Here is a 19,002-nt window from a genome sequence, read left to right as displayed (position 1 = left end):
AATTACCTTCCTTAACGTTTAATATGCGATAAAAGAAACTGCTGAGTACTGCTAACAATGGCTCTCCATTGCGGTAATTTTTCTACTGTAAAAATCACTTCAACCAGTGAGCCTATTTCTGGCATCACAAAAAGGGCCTCACAGATATAATATCTTTTCTCCAACGGTAACCACTGACAGTCAAATACCACCGGCACCCGTCCGTTAACTTCTGCCCAGTAATAACCATTAACATCCTCATCAAACCAATAAGGGCTATTCCTATCCTGTGGTTCTGCCCGGAATAATTTTCTGGTGGTTTTAACGAAAAATAGCCCTAATTTATCGATATAAACAACTGGATCAAAGGTTTTATTCTCGTATTTTCTAAGTCTAAGATAGGCATCGCGCATAAAAGCAACATCAGTATCAGATCGTATATATGGCTCGACGCTGATTGCTAATCCCTCATACTCCAGCCCCTGTTTATACCACAGCTCCTGATCCCCCGGCTGCATATCCGGCCAACTGGCGATCATTGGCAGCATCACAAAATTAGCATCACAACCTTTTTTATTATTAATAAAGTCAGGATCCCAGGCACTGGCCCCTTCATATTCCGCCCAGTAAATAATATAGCTATCCGGCACTTCCATTACATAACCATTAAATTTACCACAAACAAAACCGGGGCGATTTTCGGCAAATCCGAGTGGTGACATTATTAAAAGTAACAGTATTAACCTTCTCATTTGAGTTTTATTATTTAATAACCAATTGGTGTTTATATCAGGAGACATCATTATTCTCCTTAATATTTAATATGCGATAAAATAAATTGCTGAGTATTATTCACAATAGCTTGCCACTGAGGAAGTTTATCTATGGTGAAAATAATCCTAACCAGTGAGCCTATTTCCGGCATGATAAACCAAGATTCACAAAGATAATATATTTTCTTCATCGGTAACCACTTACAGTCAAATACTACCGGTACTCGCCCATCAACCTCTGACCAGTAATAAGTAATGACATCCTTATCTAGCCAATAATTACTTTTTTTGTCCCTTGTGTTTTTTCTAATTATTTTTTTGGTTACCTTGACAGAAAACAATTCTAATTCATCAAGATCAACCACAGGTTCAAATACTTTATCATTTTGTTTTTCAAGATAAACATCACGCTTATAATTCATATCGGTGTCAGGTCGTTTTAACGGGTGAATACTTACTCTTATTCCACCAAAATTTTCTTTTTTCTTATACCATAGTGATTTATCACCAGGTTGCATATCCGGCCAATTTATTATCATCGGTAATGCTACGAAATCGGTATCACACCCTTTTGTATTTTCAGTAAAACTGTAGCCCCAGGCGCTGGTACCGCTATATTCTGTCCAGTAAAAAACATAGCTATTCGGCACTTCCATTACATGACCATTAAATTTACCGCAAACAAAACCGGGACGGTTTTCAGCGAAAGTTAGCGGTGACATAATCAATAACATGATTTTAAATAACAAAATTAAGCATCTAACAATATATTCATTCATTAACACCATCCATATGTTATATTAATTCTATATCGAGATTAAATTCATTTATATACAATATATTTAAATAACTTGCTCGCAGTTAAATTGATAAAGTAAAAATAGCGTAAACATAAAAACAAAACAAGCGGTAAAAATAAAGTCACTAAGCAATAAGAATAGCAAGGCCACCTAATTAATAATATAAAATTAATAAAAAAAGACGCATATTTTAATATTGCGCCTTTATATTATCATCGGGAATTATCAATTAACTACAAAATATTAACCACATCCAACCAGCCATGCTGACCGCATACTGGGCGCCCATTCAACCAACGGCGCACCATATCCAGCGCCAGCATCGCACTGCTTTCCTGACGAATGCGCAAACCATGGCGGCTGGCCTGATAACGTACTGTTTGAGCAAATGTTCCTTCAGGGGTATACAGAGCCACGCTCAAGTGATCATTTTGCATGGCACCGACCGCCAGTACCACTTGCGCACCACACAGCATAGATAACGATTGTGCACGGCTGGCAATCTCTTCCAATGTTTCCTGACAATGCGCCGGTAGCAATTCACCGCCCGCCAATGGCACACCAGCACTCTGCAACTGCCAGTTCATCAACCCGCCAGTAAATTGTTCGCTCACCGCCAGTCGCAAGCCGCGTCCGTTCAATTGCTCGGCCAACAATGCAGGCAGCCCTTGCGTGCCTTCAAATAGCGTGCTGTCACCTGCCACTTCCCTCACCTGCTGCCATACCTGCTCCATCGCCTGATGTTGCGAGGCAGGGCCGGTCAGCTTCAATTCAATAATCGGGGCGGATGAACGGTAGCCCAGCACCACACCGTCCGGTAGCCGCAGTGGGTCCAGCTCTTGCGCCAAATCACTTTCTGAACGGCCAAAAGTGGTCATACGTAAACACAGCGGGGGTTCAGCCACATCGAAGTGTTGACGCAAACGCGGCATGATTTGTTGTTCCACCATCACTTTAAACTCTGATGGCACGCCGGGGGTGAAAAACATCAGGCACTTATTTAACCGTAGCGCGAAACCGCACGCCGTACCCACTGGGTTATCCAGCATTTCAGCATTGGCCGGAATATGTGCCTGTTTGCGGTTAGTCGCCGACATCACCCTCCCACGCTCATGGAAGAAAGCCTCCATACGCGCGATCCATTCCGGGTGTTCAACCAGCTCCGTTCCGGCTGCGCGTGCGGCAGCCAGAGCGCTCAGATCATCACTGGTTGGCCCCAGACCACCGTTAACAATCAACACATCAGCAACCTGACTGCGTTCAGTCAGTACTTCTATCAGTGCCGAAAGTGAGTCACCGACCGTTTCCCTACTGTTGATCGGCAAGCCTTGATTAAATAAATAATCAGCCAGCCATGCTGCGTTGGTATCGATAATCTGCCCATGCAGCACTTCATCTCCGGTACTCAACATCTCAACTCTGATCATTTTCTTCTCCGTCAGTGCTTATATATTCACTTTATGAATCTGATTACATAAACACAACGTTTATCTATTATCAGAATAATTAATCCCGATAAAAGTCGACCTTTCAATACACCAATAAACGTAACTATAAGTTTACACATTGCGTAACGTCGATTTGACACAAACAGGACGATCCACTACTCTGCTGCACTCAATAATTCCAATAAATTGTCATGTAGTAGAGGAAAGCGTGAAGAATCGCACTCTGGGCAGTATATTTATCGTTGCCGGCACCACCATTGGTGCAGGTATGTTGGCGATGCCATTGGCAGCAGCGGGCGTGGGTTTTGGTGTTACGCTAGTATTGCTTATTTCTCTTTGGATATTAATGTGTTACACCGCATTACTGCTGGTGGAAGTTTATCAGTATGAAGCAGCCGATACCGGGCTTGGCACGCTAGCCAAGCGCTATCTCGGCAACCGGGGCCAATGGTTGACCGGTTTCAGTATGATGTTTCTAATGTATGCCCTGACGGCTGCCTATATCAGCGGCGCCGGTGAATTACTGGCAACCAGTATCAGCCAGTGGACGCAACAATCGTTTCCGACCTCACTCGGCGTATTACTGTTTACGCTAGTCGCAGGCGGTGTGGTCTGTATCGGTACCCACTCAGTTGATTTATTCAATCGCATCTTATTTAGCGCCAAAATAATTTTTCTGATTGTGATGCTGGCACTGATGATGCCGCATATTGAAAAAACCAATCTATTGACACTACCACTGGAGCAAGGGTTAGCGCTTTCCGCAATTCCGGTGATATTCACCTCATTTGGCTTCCATGGCAGCGTGCCGAGCATCGTCAATTATATGGGCGGCAATATCCGCAAGCTGCGCTGGGTATTTATTATCGGCAGCGCCATTCCGCTGATTGCCTATATTTTCTGGCAATTAACCACGCTTGGGGCGATTTCCTCTCACACTTTTGTCGGTATATTGGCGCAACAGGCGGGCTTGAACGGCTTATTACAAGCAGTACGCGATGTCGTGGCCTCACCTCACGTTGAACTGGCAGTACACCTGTTTGCAGACCTGGCACTGGCGACTTCATTCCTTGGTGTGGCCTTAGGGTTGTTCGATTATCTGGCCGACTTATTTAAACGTCGTAATTCAGTGCGAGGCCGCTTGCAAACGGGCGTTATCACTTTCACACCTCCGCTATTGTTTGCGCTGTTTTATCCGCGTGGCTTTATTATGGCGTTGGGCTTTGCTGCAGTGGCGTTGTCAGTTTTGGCATTACTGCTGCCGGCGATGCTGGCATGGAAAGCCCGTAAGCTCCATCAGGGGCACTATCGGGTTTGGGGTGGGAAACCGGCGCTGGCTGCGGTATTTGCCTGTGGTGTGATGGTCATTGCCATTCAGGTGGGGATAGTGACCGGCGCATTACCGGCTGTCGGTTAATACCCTCCCCAACTAAAAGGGCGCATATCCTGTCAGGAATGCGCCTTTTTTTAATCAAACATTACTCATGTATTATCCAAAGTAATTGGCGTCGCAGGTAGGCAGCAAGCGAACGCATCCCGATGAGCTTACACAAGTAAGTGATTCGGGTTCGCGAGCGAAGCTAACACCCCTGTGGCTTCAAGAACGAAGGATAATCAGAATGCTACGCCAGCGCCAATATACACGCCATCCGCCACACGGTTATCCCGATGTCCGTCTTTACCTTTCATATTGATATAACGGTAACCGACGTCAACAGTTAATGGGCGGAATACATTCCAGCGCAAGCCGCCGTTGGCTTCGCTATAGGATTTCATGCCGCTGGTCAATTCTTCCGGGGCGAAATAGCCTTCACCGTACAGGGTGAACGATTTGTTGATCGGATAAGTTAACCCGCCACCAATCGCAATTGCACCACCGCTGCTACCGTCTTCCGGTGACATATAGATACCCTTGCCGCCGACCGTTGCCATCATTGGGCCAAGAGGGAGGTTGAACCCCAGCCCCAGTCCGTAGATATCACCATCGTGATCACTACGCGCCCAGTTACCATTGATAGCCAATCCGCCAGTATTGGTACCCATACCAAAGCCTAAATTAGTGTAATCGCTGCCGACTTCACCATTAAAACTTACGGCGCTGGCCGAACCCGCCACAAACAGCAGGCTGGCTGCACACGCGATTAAATGCTTTTTCATATTTTTCTCTCGTTATTCGTGATGTCACCCGCAAGCAAATTCTGGCCGACAGGTTTTTCCTTTCCGAGTTTAACCGAAATAAACCGCATGACCACACGAAAAAACCGATTAAATACCACAGTATTTCAAATGATTGTAAATAACCGCCTTATAGCCAGGCCTTATGTTAACAATGGTAACGATAAGGCGTACCTATTTGCTGAATACACCCAATAAGACTACAACTAATGTGGAGATCAAGGAATAACCCCTTGTTGTTGTTTAAATTATTATTTTGTCAATCAGGCTTTTGGCACAATGTAATACTGTAAACACCCTAAAAAGCAATCAATTCAACAGCTATACTGGAGAAAATGATGAGCAAAAAGAAAGGATTAACTACTGCTGCGGGCGCACCCGTCGTTGATAATAATAATGTCGTCACTGCGGGCCGACGTGGCCCAATGCTATTACAAGATGTGTGGTTCTTGGAAAAACTGGCCCATTTTGATCGTGAAGTGATCCCAGAACGCCGCATGCATGCTAAAGGCTCCGGTGCCTACGGTACCTTTACTGTCACCCACGATATTACCCGATATACTCGCGCAAAAATTTTCGCCGCAATAGGCAAACAAACCGAAATGTTTGTCCGCTTCTCAACGGTGGCCGGTGAGCGTGGTGCTGCCGATGCCGAACGTGATATTCGCGGCTTCGCCATGAAATATTACACCGAGGAAGGGAACTGGGATTTAGTGGGTAACGATACGCCGGTGTTCTATCTACGTGACCCACTAAAATTCCCTGACCTGAATCACGTTGTTAAACGCGACCCTCGCACTAACCTGCGTAATCCTACTTATAAGTGGGATTTCTTCTCCCAACTCCCAGAGTCTCTGCATCAGTTAACTATCGATTTCAGTGACCGTGGTCTGCCAAAATCTTATCGCCATATGCATGGGTTCGGCAGCCATACCTTCAGTTTTATCAATGCCAATAATGAGCGTTTTTGGGTGAAATTCCATTTCCGCTGCCAGCAAGGCATTGAAAATCTTATGGATGATGAAGCTGAAAAACTGGTTGGAACTGATCGGGAAAGCTCCCAACGTGATTTGTATGACGCCATTGAGCGCAAAGACTTCCCGCGCTGGAATCTACAAATTCAGGTGATGCCGGAACATGAAGCATCACAAACGCCTTACAACCCGTTTGATCTGACCAAAGTGTGGCCACACGGTGATTACCCATTGATTGATGTTGGTTTCTTCGAGCTAAACCGTAACCCGGAAAACTACTTTGCCGAAGTTGAGCAAGCGGCATTTAATCCGGCTAACGTGGTGCCGGGGGTGAGTTTCTCACCGGACCGGATGTTACAAGGCCGGCTGTTCTCCTATGGCGACGCTGCACGCTATCGTTTAGGTGTGAACCATCATCAAATTCCAGTGAACAGTGCTAAATGCCCGTTCCATAACTACCATCGCGATGGCGCAATGCGTGTTGATGGTAACAGTGGCAATGGCGCAACTTACGAGCCAAACAGTTTTGGCCTGTTTCAGGAGCAACCTGATTTCAGCGAACCGCCATTAACACTGGAAGGCGCGGCGGATCACTGGAATCACCGTGAGGATGATGATTATTTCTCCCAGCCACGGGCGCTGTTTAACCTACTGAGTGAAGAGGAGCATCAGCGGATGTTTACCCGCATTGCGGGTGAATTATCACAAGTACCGGAAGAGATTCAGCGCCGACAGGTTGCGTTGTTTACCCAAGTTCACCCAGATTACGGTAATGGGGTTAAAAAGGCGCTGGGGTTAAATTAGTATTATTGTTGTAACCGATTAGGTGTTCGTGTTCGGGTCCGGTTGATATCAGTTCAGTGATTAACTTACCTCCGTCGCCTTAACCGCCAAGGGGGGCACAAACGCGTGTCCCCCTTGGAACCCTGCGCTTGCGCACGTATCGCCTGCCTGCTTCGCAGGTACCCTCGGCTCAAATGTGCTTTTTAAGCTCAAGACCCTAAAAACTGGGTTTTGATTTTCTCTTTTGACGTTAAGCGCAATCAGGAGTATTACCGATAAAGACGATAGCTGTTTACCTGGTGCTTTAACAACCGAACCCTGTCACCAAATCAAATCAACTTAGCCACAAAATCAATAACCGCCTGTCGGGATACCTTAATCCCCCCCTGCTTAAGCGCCGCCGGTAAGCGGTAAAAAGCAATTGGTCGCTGGAAGACCGCCAATTGTGGTATCAGCCAATCCGATAAACTCGCCTCATCCACCTCATCGGCAACATCTATCACCGCTACTGGCCGGTGACCGAATTCATCATCAACCTGCGGCACAACAAAAGCTTGCTGTATCCCCGGATACTGTAACAAAACCCGCTCAATATCCTCCGGTTGAATACCCTCACCACCACTGAAAAACAGATTATCCAGCCGCCCGATAATATGCAGCTCACCTTGCTGCCACATCCCGCGATCACGGGTATGAAACCACCCTTCACTGTCGGTTATGGGCTGCAACTTTCCCTGCTGCCAGTAACCCGCCGCCAGGCAATCTGCTTTTATCCATACTTCATCTTCAACCAGTTTCACCTCTCGCCCCGCTAGCGCTACCCCCACGCCGGGCAAGCCATCGGCTCGTTTGGCACAAACGGTTGAAGCGGCTTCGGTCAAACCATAACCACACCAGCAGCGAATGCCACGGGCTTCGGCATGTTGTGTCAGGGTGGTTGGGATGGCTGCTCCGCCCAGTAACACCTCTTTCAGTGTTAACACCGAGTCATCTGTTGCCAGTAACCGCCATAACTGAGTGGGAACTAAAGAAGCGTGGCTACATCCGGCCAGGGCATCGTGTAATGCCCCCCCCTCTTGCACCACCAAGGTGGCCCCGGCACTCAGCCAGCGCCAGACAATACCCTGCCCCGATACATGAAACAGCGGTAATGACAGCAACCAGCTATCCGCCGAGGTGAAACTCATCAGCTTTAATATGCCATCGGCACTGACCAAATGCGCCGCCAGCGAATGCACTGCGGCTTTGGGTAAACCGGAAGAGCCAGACGTTAATGTCATCGTCGCCAGACGTAAACTATCCCAGACAACCGGTGTCATAACGGCACTATCTGTATCAAGTCGCAGCGGCGTGAAGCAGAGAGACACTGCCAGCGGGGCTGCCAGGTTCAGCACAAAATCAATATCCAACTGTGGCAGGAGTTGTGCCAGCAACGCATCAGGTAGCTGTGGATTGAGCGGCAAAACGCGCGCGCCACACTGCAATGCCGCCAGATAGGCCATCAACAATGTGTGACTGTTCTTACCGCGCAGTACCACACCACTACCGGGGGCGACACCTTGCTGTTGAAACCCCGCTGCCAGGCTATCGATATCAGCCGCTAATTGTTGCCAACTGATCAGTTGTGACCCCGAGCGTATGGCGATCGCCTGAGGTCGCAGATTGGCCCAGTATTTCCAAGGAGAAGAGTAAGTCCAGGGAGAAGAATATTGCCAGGGCCAATCATTCAACTGTGCCATAGCACGTCCAACTGTTCGGTTGTCACCATAGGCAAGGTACTCTCCGGCCACGGACGGACTAACTGCGCCTGCATCAGGCTCAGCGTATCCAACCCCGGCACGGTATCCGGTGTCAGCCAATCAGCCAGCCGGGCCAGTTGGGTTAAGCCAAGACTGGATTCAATGCTGGAACTGATTACCGCTACCAACCCCGCCTGATGCGCTTGCTGCACCAGTTGCTGACAGCGGCTGATGCTGCCCACCAGCGTCGGTTTGATAACAATCGCCACCACACCAGGTTCGGCTTCAACCTTAAAATCAGCCTCGCGTACACTCTCATCCCAAGCGATAGCAATCCCCGTGTCACGGGCAAACTCACGGGATTCGGCGCGGGTTTTACACGGTTCTTCCAAAAATGCAATGCGTGTGCGCAGTTCAGGATTGACATATTTCGCAAACCCATCAGCTTTCGCCCGCGTCCAACTACGATTGGCATCCAGCCGTAGCGTTAAGTCCGGCAAAGCCTCCAGCAGCACATTAACAATCATGCCGTCACGCACCGCTTCATACAGCCCAACTTTCACCTTGGCGACCTTTTCCCCAGGGAGCGCCTGTAGCACGGCAAATAGTTCATCGGGATCACCGGTGCACAATGGTGCTTTGCGGTAATTTGCCGCTAATGGCAGCGTTTGATTCAGCTCCGCCAGCGCACAACTGAGGCCAAAAGCGACTGATGGCAAAGCATCAAGTTCAGGTTCTGCCCCATTCACCCAGTTTTGCAGCCAATGTTGCGCCACAAGCTGTGCTTCAGGCAGCGTTTCCTGACTGAACTCCGGCAAGGGGGCAATTTCCCCCCAACCAATCTGTTCGCCCTGCTGCAATTTAACCAGTAGCCCATCGCGGCTTTTCAGCCGCTGGTGGCGCAGTATCACTCCCGCTTCCATCGGAAGGCTATAGTGGTATAGCGTGGCCGCGCGCATTACGGATTACGCTTGAATTTGCTGAAGTCCGGCTGGCGTTTCTCATTAAATGCGTTACGCCCTTCCTGACCTTCGTCGGTCATATAGAACAACATTGTGGCGTTACCCGCCAACTCTTGCAGACCCGCCTGACCGTCACAATCAGCATTCAGGGCGGCTTTCAGGCAGCGCAGCGCCATTGGGCTGTTTTGCAGCATTTCACGACACCAACGCACAGTTTCACGTTCCAGTTCAGCGATAGGTACCACGGTATTCACCAGCCCCATATCCAAGGCTTGTTTAGCATCATATTGGCGGCACAGGAACCAGATTTCGCGCGCTTTTTTCTGGCCGACAATGCGCGCCATATAGGCTGCACCCCAACCGCCGTCGAATGAACCGACTTTTGGCCCGGTCTGGCCGAAAATAGCATTATCGGCGGCGACGGTTAAGTCACACATCATGTGTAATACATGACCACCACCAATAGAATAACCTGCGACCATTGCCACGACCGGTTTCGGGCAGGTACGGATCTGGCGCTGGAAATCCAACACGTTCAGATGATGGACGCCACTGGTATCTTTATAGCCGCCGTAGTCGCCACGGACTTTCTGATCACCACCGGAGCAGAACGCTTTGTCACCTTCACCGGTCAAAATGATCACGCCGATATTGTCGTCATAGCGGGCATCAGCCAGCGCCTGAATCATCTCTTTAACCGTTAGCGGGCGGAATGCGTTACGCACATGGGGGCGGTTGATGGTTATCTTGGCGATACCATCGCTGGATTTGTGATAACGAATATCTTCAAATCCAGTAGAGCAATCCTGCCAGTCGATAGCGGCGTACAGTTGTTCTTCGCTCGGATAAAGCATAGTAAGCATTCCTTTAACGGGGGAGTGACAAAAATGAAGACTGTGATAAAAATGAAAGCACCTGCGCGGCAAAAGCACCGGGATTCGCCCGATGGGCATTGTGTCCGGCACGCGCCAGTGTGCGTAATGGCAGCGAGAATTGAACAGCCAATTGCTGGAATTTATGGTCGCGATCGCCACACAGATAAGTGTAAGGGACAGTAAGCCGTTGCAACGCCGGTAGCAGCCAGGGTTGATGGCCGAGTGACGTTGCTTCGAGCATATCAGCAACCGCCGGGCCATGATTATCCGCCCGCAGTAACACCAGTTTCTCGCGCTGTTGTGTGTCTAAATCAGCAAATACATCCTGTTGATACCAGTCGGCCAGCACCTGAGGCAACGGCTCTTGGCGAAAACGCTGCCCCCACAGGCGGTCATGCTGCAACCGTTTTTCACGCAATTCAGCGCTTTCCAGCCCAAGGTTACCCCCTTCGACCAATAAGCCCTGCAAGCCATGATGACTACCATAGCAGGCGTGATACATCGCAATTCGCCCCCCTAAAGAGTAGCCTGCCAGCCAATATTCGCGAATACCGTTAGCCTGTAACGTTTGTACTAACTGACGGCTGATATCCGCAAAACCACGGGTAGTCTGGGCGACCGATTTACCGTGCCCAGGCAGGTCTATCAGCAGTGAGGGATAATCGCCACATAACTCAGCAACCGGCAGCCAATCCAGACCGCTGCCTAACAAACCATGTAACCACACCAACCATGGCCCACAATGATGCCGGGCGGGAGACTCCGGGTGAGGATCGAGTTTACGGCAAGCCAGCGTCATAATTGCGCCACCTGTTGCACCAGTTGTTGCAGTGTTTCTGCCCCCTGACTTGGCGGCACCACGATTTCAATCAGTGTAACGCCACCCTGTAACCAGCATTGCTCTACTTGGTGCTGAAGCTGGAGCCAGCTATCTGGCCGGGCATAATGCAGACTGAACATCGCCGCAGCATGTTCAAAACTCACATCTTGCGGCATGCAGTAAAAGCGCTGTCGATCGGCTTCTGGGGTGGGTAACAGCGAGAAAATCTGCCCGCCATTATTGTTCACCACCAGCAACACCGTAGGTGCCGAGCTTTGGCGCAACAACGCCAGAGCATTAAGATCATATAAGGCCGATAAATCACCCACGATAACCAACGTGGGTTTAGCCGTTGCGCGCTGAACACCGGCTGCTGTTGACAATAAACCATCGATGCCACTGGCCCCACGGTTACTGTAAACCGGATAACCAACAGGCAGTTGGCCCAATGCATCAATCAAGCGCACAATTAAACTGTTACCGACAAACAACTGACCATTATCCGGTAATAATTCTGCCAGTTGATGCGCGACTGCGGCTTCGCTAAATTGCTCATTCAAGGCTTCAGCCACATGGGCTTGAGCATTCTCCGAGCAGATGGTCAGTTCCCCGGCCCACGGCGTGCGGCGCTGTGCTGGATGTTCCTCCAGCCATACATTCACCGGTGAAATGATTCTGCGGCCACGATGATTTGCCGGGTCGAGGCGACCGGGCAAGTTATCGACCAACCAGTACTCTTGCGGTTGGCACCCAGCCTGCCATTGCAACAGCCGTTTACCGGTCAGGCTGCTACCAAATTGCAGCACAATCTGTGCCTGCGAGAGAATAGTTTTAGCGGTGGGATGCCCGAGCCATAAGTCAGCGCAAGGTAGCGGCTGACCGGTTTGTGACAACACATCACCTATCAGCGGCCAACCGAGCAAATCAGCCCATTCAGCCAGTAGCTGCCCCTCTTGTGCCGTCATGCGCCCGGCAATCACCACTCCACGCTTTTGTCGCCAGAAAAACCAGTCCGCTTGCTGGCCTTGTGGCACAGATAAGGATTGACGCAGCCACGGATGGCACTCCTGCCACCAGTCGCCTAAGGTGGCAGACCATTCGGCATAGGCGTGCTCATCACCGCCATACAAAGGTTCGGCAAACGGGCAGTTAATGTGCAAGCCACCCTGCTGTAATTGCGCCATCGCATTATCGAGTGTGGAAACCAGCCAACTGGCAGAAATATCGGGTGTCGGACGCGGCAGATTGAGGCTTAGTGTAGGGTGGCTGGCAAACAGCCCTTGTTGACGAATAGCCTGATTGGCACCGCAATCAATCAATTCTGGTGGACGATCAGCGGTCAATAACACCAGCCGCTCACCGGTCAGCCCGGCTTCAATCAAAGCAGGATAGAGATTGGCGGCGGCAGTACCGGAAGTGACAATGACGGCCACTGGCTCGGTGGAGGCTTTCGCCAAGCCTAATGCCAAATGGCCCAGACCGCGTTCATCAAAATGGGTATGACAAACCAGCGAGGGATGCGCCGCCGCCGCCAGTGTTAACGGAGTCGAGCGGGATCCGGGAGCAATACAGATATGACGCACACCGTGGCGGGTCAAGGCTTCCAGTAACAACGCCGCCCAGCGACGGTTAAAAACACTTGTCGACATGGTTCGCTCAATAGTCAATTAACAGACACTGCGACCGCGATAATCAACATGAGGATAGTGCTTCATCCTGTTAAAAAAGCCCGGAGTGACTGATTAATGGTTATAAGTAAGGAAAGTGATCACAGTTTACACCTGCCGCTCAGGTGTCACAATCCGCCCACATAACGAGTGCGGTTAATTACGGCATTTTATTATCCTATTACTGACTTCCCAGCAAAGTGCGTAATCCGGCCGATTTGTTGTTAATTTCTTGCCATTCCTGTTCCGGGTCAGAGCCTGCCACAATACCGGCTCCGGCATACAGATGGACCTGTTGATCTTCAACCCAAGCGGAGCGCAGGGCGACACTAAATTCAGTCTGTTTTGCCGAAAGATAACCGGCAGAACCGGCATACCAGCCTCTGGGAAAAGGTTCGTACCGTGCAATAAACTGCCGCGCCACATTGCGGGGCAGACCGGCAACAGCCGCTGTCGGTTGCAAACGCTGCAAACAATCAGTATCGCTGGCGCGGGTAAGTTGGGCATGAATGCAGCGGCGCAAGTGCTGCACTTTACGCAAGCGGATGATTTCCGGTGGCATCACATCCACTGCGGCCACCCCGCCCTGTAATCGCTGGCAGATATCATCGACTACCAATAAATTTTCGCGCTGATTCTTTTCATCATGCATCAGCCAATCGGCCAGTTCCGCCGCCTGCTGGGGGCTGTCTGCACTGGATACCGTTCCGGCCAACGCCTCGGTCTCTAAATGCAATTGCTGGCGTAGATACAGGCGCTCTGGGCTGGAGCCGAGGAATGAACGTCGTGCATCAAAACGCAGCATAAAGTGGAAACAGTGGTGATTAACCTGCCGGCTGGCAGCCATAAATGCCGCGCAGGAGAGAGGCTTATCCAGCGTCAGTTGGGTGGCGCGTGCCAGTACCACTTTTTCCATCTTCTGTTGCGCTATCTCATCCAACGCGTGCTGAATCAGGTGGCTCCACTGCGGATATTCCGGCATATGCTGGGCATGTTGTACCTGAGCATCAAGTGCAGGCAACGATTTGGCGGCCACCAGTTGGTCAATAAAGGTAATTGCGAGCAGAGCATCTTGCTGTAGGGAGAAGTCACTGGCCAGATTGAGTGTTAAATAGGTTTGCTCGCCCCGACGTAATATTTCAATGCGGGGCAAAAACAGGAAACTGGCCTGCACCTGTGGCGCGCCATCAGCAGCGTGTTGGTTAACGATCACCGGTTCAAAGGCATTCAAGCCCCAAATACGTAATCCGCTCGCATCCCGATGCTGCTGAATAAAATGATCAGCCGCTTGCATATCATTGAAGAGCCGTGTTTGACCGCATGCTGCGGCCTCTTCATGGCCTTCGCGATGGAGCCAGTAAAATTGAGGGAAATGACATTGGGCGGCCAGCCACTCTAATAATTGGCTACCGATACGCCCCGATACGGGCACGATAATTTGCCGGATACCTGCCTGGTCAGGGAAACCGGCACGTAATTTCTGCCGCAATTCACCCAGCAAACCAGAAAGTTGTTTCACGACCACCTCGGCAAATCAACAGAAAGAGTGGGATTATACGGGCCGTGAATAATAAGAAAAGTCAGATTCAAAAGTTATTGTTAGTTATCACACTAATATTTGATATTGATGGTTTTATGTACTCAATAAGTGTTATCTGGCACCCAGCACGGTGCAATTGAAGAGTAAAGGGGCCGCAGCCCCTGATTATGGTTTCAGTGATCAGCCGCCAATCATTCAGCGACGAGCGATCAATAACCCCACGATCAAACCCGCAGTTGCCCCTATCCCCACGCTGCACCAGGGTTTTTCACGCACATAATCATTAGTGCAACATGCCAGTGCTTTCGCCCGTTTGATGTAGCATTCACTGCGGCCATTCAAACGGTTCTGAACCTCCTTTAGTGCTTTTTCCGCCCGTGCTTTAATCTCTTGATAGCTTTCATCAGCCGCATCGCCCGAGGCGCGCAACACTTCTTCCAGCGTATCAGTCAGCATAGTCAGATCGTCATCCAGCGAGGTTTGCTGTTCTTTATCTCGGTTCATATGCGTTCTCCATGAGTGAAAAAAGGGCATCTCATAAGAATAGCCGAAAATAGCCGGTGCAATATTGATTCAAGGCGGAAATGGAGTTTTCAGGATTAATCCGTATGGTAAATAATATGAGGGGAAAAGGGTTACTGACGCCCCTTCCCCGGTTTTATGACTAAAAACGGATACAACAAGCCCCTTGCTCAGCACCGGAAAGTTGTTCGCGCAATGCACCAAACAATTCACGGCCACTGCCTACGTGGAAGGCCGCGATATCTGGCAAGTCGGTATGGCGGGCAGCCAGTTCAGCCGCATCCACCAGCAGTGAAAGCTCGCCGGTGACACCATCAACACGCACCCGATCGCCATTACGGATTTTCGCCAGCAAACCGCCACAATACGCTTCGGGTGTCACATGGATGGCTGAGGGCACTTTGCCTGACGCGCCGGACAAGCGGCCATCGGTGACCAGTGCCACTTTAAAGCCACGGTCCAGTAACACACCTAATGGTGGCATCAGTTTATGCAATTCTGGCATCCCAATAGCTCGCGGCCCCTGATAACGCACCACCACTACGCAATCGCGGTCCAGTGCGCCAGATTCAAACGCGGGGCCGACATCGTGCTGGCTTTCAAACACCACTGCGGGGCCTTCAATAATCTGATGATCACTTGGCACCGCGGAGGTTTTCATCACTGCCCGCCCCAAGTTGCCACTTAAGACTTTGGTGCCACCGTGTGGTGAGAAAGGCATCGCCATACTGGCGATAACAGTATCATCCAGCGATTGCTGCGCCCCGTCACGCCAACATAATTGCCCCTGTTCCAGATAAGGCTCTTGGGTATAGCGCTGCAAGCCAAATCCGGCCACGGTATGGACATCTTCATGGAGCAAACCGCCCTGCAACAGCTCTTTTACCAACAGCGCTACGCCACCGGCCGCCTGAAAGTAATTGATATCTGCCGGGCCATTAGGATAAATGCGACATAACTGTGGTATCACTTCCGATAATTCAGAAAAATCATCCCAATCGATGATGATCCCCGCCGCACGCGCCATCGCCACTAAATGCATGGTGTGATTAGTCGAGCCGCCAGTCGCCAGTAGTGCCACAATACCGTTAACCACCACCTTTTCATCCACCAACTGACCAATGGGTAAATAGTTACCGCTGGTTTCTGTCAGGCGGGTGATCTGGCGGGCGGCGGCGGCGGTGAGCGCATCACGTAGCGGCGTATTAGGCTGGATAAAGGAGGAACCGGGCAAATGTAACCCCATCACCTCCATCACCATCTGGTTGGAGTTGGCGGTGCCATAAAAAGTACAGGTACCGGCACTGTGGTAGGAGGCAGCCTCTGCGTCCAACAAAGCCTGTCTATCGACTTTGCCCTCCGCAAACAACTGGCGCACCCGCACTTTTTCTTTATTAGACAGGCCGCTCGCCATCGGCCCGGCAGGAACAAAAACCGCTGGCAAATGACCGAATGACAACGCCGCCATCAACAAACCGGGCACAATTTTGTCGCACACGCCAAGATAGAGTGCACCATCAAACATATTGTGTGACAAGCCAATTGCCGCAGACATCGCAATTACATCGCGGCTCATCAGCGACAGTTCCATACCATCCTGGCCTTGCGTCACCCCGTCACACATCGCCGGAACGCCTCCCGCCACCTGCCCGACCGCCCCCACTGCATGCAAGGCATCTTTCAGTTGTTGCGGATAATATTCATACGGCTGATGTGCCGATAGCATGTCGTTATAGGAGGTAATAATCGCGATATCGCTGCGTACCATGTTCTTTAGCGCAATTTTGTCGTCTGGCTGGCAGGCCGCAAAACCGTGCGCCAAATTGCCACAGGCCAGTTGCGAACGGCGCACTGTATTTTCTTTGGCCGCGCTGATACGTTGCAAATAAGCAGTACGGGTAGCTTCGGATCGCGCAGTAATACGTTGCGTGACTCGGATGAGGGTCGCGTTCATCGCCATTCCTTATTCACTCAAGGGTGCTAAAATTTCAATGCTGCCCAATGGCAGGCCGATAAAATCTGCCAATACCTGTAACAACAGATTGTGATCGTCCAGATGGGGTGCGCCGGACACATTCACACTACCAATCACACCAGCTTGTTGAACCTGTAACGGAAAGCCACCGCCCAAGGCGGCATAATCCCGCAAACTAACACCGTAGCGTGCTTCCAGTGTGGTTTGACGCTGTTGTAACATCAAACCAGCGGCATAAGAGCTGGTATTAAGTAGCTCCACCACATTGCGCTTACGCCGCAACCAGTCATGATTTTCAGCGCTAGTCCCCAGCATGGCATAACTAAACAGCGTCTGGCGATTTACCGTGATATCGATAGCCAGAGCCACGCCTTGCCGCTCAGCCTGACACTTTATTTTCTCACCCAGCCGCCAGGCCGTTTCATGATTGAAATGAGGTAATTGCAGTAGTTGTTGATGCTGCTGACAGCGGGCTAATTGCTGTTGTAGATTCATGAAATTCTCCGGTGATAAATAGCGGGGCATAATGGTTACCAACCGATACCCCGCTACAGCTTAAGCGCGTTTAGCTTTAGCCAAACCTTTGTCAGCGATACCCTTCCCCGCCGCACTAACCTCAACATCACACTCTTTCGGCAGAGTTAAGGTTATCAATCCGGCAATAATCAGGGAGCCGGCCAGCATGCAAACTGCCGCGCTCTGCCCATAGAAGAAAATCATTACGCCCACCAGATACGGGCCACAGAAACCGCCCAGATTGCCTAAGCCATTGATCACTCCGCGTGCGCCACCCGCCACTTCCGGCACCGCGATACGACCCGGAATTGACCAAAATGGGCTGGTTGCGGCTTTGAGGAAGAAACCGCACACCACCAGTGCCAAGTAAGATACCAGTACGTTGTGGCGGAAAATCACCGACGTCACCAGGCCGGCGGCGAAGCAGAACAGGGAAACCATAATCAGCAGCCGGCGTTTACCCGTTCTGTCCGACAAGGCAGAAATGAGGTAGATACCGGCAGTGGTGGCAATAAAGGGTAAAATCGCCAGAATACCGACTGAAGCCATATTACCGCCGGTTAGGTTTTTCAAGATGGTCGGCAGCCATAAGGTATAACCATAATCGCCGGTCTGATAAAAGAAGTTCAGTGCGACCAGTTTCATCAACCCTTTATTCAGGAATACCGCCTTTAATGGCGCATTGGTCACCGGAGCATCGAGCATCCGCTCTGCCCTTTCTCGCGCCAACTCAGTCACCAGATAATCACGCTCCCTTGCCGACAACCATTTAGCTTCCTCTGGTCGGTCACTGATAACAAACCACCACATCACCAGCACCACGGCTGACAGTGAACCTTCGAGGAAGAACAGCCAACGCCAGTCCAGAGCATTAATAATGAAACCCGATAGCGGCGCGGTGAACATGCCGCCAATTGGGGCAAACATCATGACAAAAGCATTGGCCCGGCCGATTTCGCGTTCCGGGAACCAGTTACTGACCATGGTCAACACCACTGGCAACATGCCGCCCTCTGACACCCCAAGCACAAAGCGCAGGAATAGCAGTTGATAATGGTTAGTGACAAAACCGGTCAGAATCGAGACAACTGCCCAAACACAAAGAGAGTAAGCAATAAATTTTCTGCCACTACCATGAACCGCAATACGGCCACCCGGTACTTGTAGAAATAAATAACCAATAAAGAAAATACCACCCGCTAAACCAGCCATTTGACTGGTAATAGCCAGATCACTTTCCATACCACCGGGTAATGCAAAGCTAATATTTACCCGGTCCATAAAAGAAATAATACACGCAATCATTATTGGAACAATAACGCGAAACCAACGGGCATTAGGGATCTTACTGTCCATATAAACACGCCTCATGATAATAGCAGAGTATTACCCGCACCATGAATAATGGTGTAGGGAATGCCGCAAGCAAATAAACAGAAGTTTATTCTCTGGTG

The 19,002-nt window shown here is 50.3% G+C and carries 16 protein-coding genes; 2 read left to right on the top strand and 14 right to left on the bottom strand.

The window, feature by feature from the left end:
- Positions 1 to 11: 11 nt before the first annotated feature.
- The 3 genes from A6J67_RS10905 to A6J67_RS10895 form a co-directional block, all read right to left on the bottom strand.
- Positions 12 to 779, bottom strand: a complete 768-nt coding sequence (locus A6J67_RS10905) for a hypothetical protein (RefSeq protein ID WP_050288622.1) — start codon at positions 777 to 779, stop codon at positions 12 to 14.
- Positions 780 to 790: 11 nt separating this feature from the next.
- The gene (locus A6J67_RS10900) at positions 791 to 1,531 is read right to left on the bottom strand and encodes a hypothetical protein (RefSeq protein ID WP_050296720.1); all 741 of its coding nucleotides are present in this window, start codon (positions 1,529 to 1,531) and stop codon (positions 791 to 793) included.
- Positions 1,532 to 1,785: 254 nt separating this feature from the next.
- Positions 1,786 to 2,979 (bottom strand): nicotinamide mononucleotide deamidase-related protein YfaY, encoded by a 1,194-nt coding sequence (locus tag A6J67_RS10895; protein WP_032907617.1) that lies wholly within the window; start codon positions 2,977 to 2,979, stop codon positions 1,786 to 1,788.
- A gap of 229 nt (positions 2,980 to 3,208) precedes the next feature.
- Between A6J67_RS10895 and tyrP the strand changes: the two genes are divergently transcribed.
- A complete protein-coding gene (gene tyrP, locus A6J67_RS10890) occupies positions 3,209 to 4,417 on the top strand; it encodes a tyrosine transporter TyrP (RefSeq protein ID WP_042568314.1) in 1,209 nt (402 codons plus the stop codon).
- Between the two features lie 197 nt (positions 4,418 to 4,614).
- Here tyrP and A6J67_RS10885 read toward each other — a convergent pair whose 3' ends face one another.
- Positions 4,615 to 5,157: a YfaZ family outer membrane protein gene (locus tag A6J67_RS10885; protein ID WP_005191235.1), complete on the bottom strand. Its 543-nt coding sequence runs from the start codon at positions 5,155 to 5,157 to the stop codon at positions 4,615 to 4,617.
- Positions 5,158 to 5,513: 356 nt separating this feature from the next.
- Here A6J67_RS10885 and A6J67_RS10880 point away from each other — a divergent pair, with 356 nt between their 5' ends.
- On the top strand, positions 5,514 to 6,953 hold the full coding sequence (locus A6J67_RS10880) for a catalase (RefSeq protein ID WP_170930834.1): 1,440 nt from the start codon (positions 5,514 to 5,516) through the stop codon (positions 6,951 to 6,953).
- A gap of 308 nt (positions 6,954 to 7,261) precedes the next feature.
- Here A6J67_RS10880 and menE read toward each other — a convergent pair whose 3' ends face one another.
- The 10 genes from menE to A6J67_RS10830 all read right to left on the bottom strand — a co-directional run bounded on the left by menE (position 7,262) and on the right by A6J67_RS10830 (position 18,904).
- On the bottom strand, positions 7,262 to 8,671 hold the full coding sequence (gene menE / locus A6J67_RS10875) for an o-succinylbenzoate--CoA ligase (RefSeq protein WP_105165830.1): 1,410 nt from the start codon (positions 8,669 to 8,671) through the stop codon (positions 7,262 to 7,264).
- On the bottom strand, positions 8,659 to 9,630 hold the full coding sequence (menC, locus tag A6J67_RS10870) for an o-succinylbenzoate synthase (protein WP_032907620.1): 972 nt from the start codon (positions 9,628 to 9,630) through the stop codon (positions 8,659 to 8,661). The genes menE and menC overlap by 13 nt, the downstream gene beginning before the upstream one ends.
- The gene (gene menB / locus A6J67_RS10865) at positions 9,630 to 10,487 is read right to left on the bottom strand and encodes a 1,4-dihydroxy-2-naphthoyl-CoA synthase (RefSeq protein WP_005191245.1); all 858 of its coding nucleotides are present in this window, start codon (positions 10,485 to 10,487) and stop codon (positions 9,630 to 9,632) included. Before menB ends, menC begins: the two co-directional genes overlap by 1 nt.
- A gap of 13 nt (positions 10,488 to 10,500) precedes the next feature.
- Entirely contained in the window at positions 10,501 to 11,310 is an 810-nt protein-coding gene (menH, locus tag A6J67_RS10860; protein ID WP_080984862.1) for a 2-succinyl-6-hydroxy-2,4-cyclohexadiene-1-carboxylate synthase, read from the bottom strand.
- Positions 11,304 to 12,977 (bottom strand): 2-succinyl-5-enolpyruvyl-6-hydroxy-3-cyclohexene-1-carboxylic-acid synthase, encoded by a 1,674-nt coding sequence (gene menD / locus A6J67_RS10855; RefSeq protein ID WP_050073734.1) that lies wholly within the window; start codon positions 12,975 to 12,977, stop codon positions 11,304 to 11,306. The genes menH and menD overlap by 7 nt, the downstream gene beginning before the upstream one ends.
- A 199-nt stretch (positions 12,978 to 13,176) precedes the next feature.
- Positions 13,177 to 14,514: an isochorismate synthase MenF gene (gene menF / locus A6J67_RS10850; RefSeq protein WP_050296722.1), complete on the bottom strand. Its 1,338-nt coding sequence runs from the start codon at positions 14,512 to 14,514 to the stop codon at positions 13,177 to 13,179.
- A 216-nt stretch (positions 14,515 to 14,730) separates the two neighbouring features.
- Positions 14,731 to 15,039 (bottom strand): DUF883 domain-containing protein, encoded by a 309-nt coding sequence (locus tag A6J67_RS10845; RefSeq protein ID WP_005191261.1) that lies wholly within the window; start codon positions 15,037 to 15,039, stop codon positions 14,731 to 14,733.
- A gap of 160 nt (positions 15,040 to 15,199) precedes the next feature.
- Positions 15,200 to 17,011, bottom strand: a complete 1,812-nt coding sequence (gene edd / locus A6J67_RS10840; RefSeq protein ID WP_050296723.1) for a phosphogluconate dehydratase — start codon at positions 17,009 to 17,011, stop codon at positions 15,200 to 15,202.
- Between the two features lie 9 nt (positions 17,012 to 17,020).
- Positions 17,021 to 17,527: a heme-degrading domain-containing protein gene (locus tag A6J67_RS10835; protein ID WP_042568321.1), complete on the bottom strand. Its 507-nt coding sequence runs from the start codon at positions 17,525 to 17,527 to the stop codon at positions 17,021 to 17,023.
- A gap of 60 nt (positions 17,528 to 17,587) precedes the next feature.
- Positions 17,588 to 18,904, bottom strand: a complete 1,317-nt coding sequence (locus A6J67_RS10830) for an MFS transporter (protein WP_005191269.1) — start codon at positions 18,902 to 18,904, stop codon at positions 17,588 to 17,590.
- Between the last annotated feature and the right edge of the window lie 98 nt (positions 18,905 to 19,002).

The sequence above is a fragment of the Yersinia sp. FDAARGOS_228 genome (assembly GCF_002073315.2).
GTDB classification, from domain to species: domain Bacteria; phylum Pseudomonadota; class Gammaproteobacteria; order Enterobacterales; family Enterobacteriaceae; genus Yersinia; species Yersinia intermedia.
The sequence above is the reverse complement of the archived record's forward strand: the minus strand, read 5'-3'. Positions and strand labels throughout refer to the sequence as shown.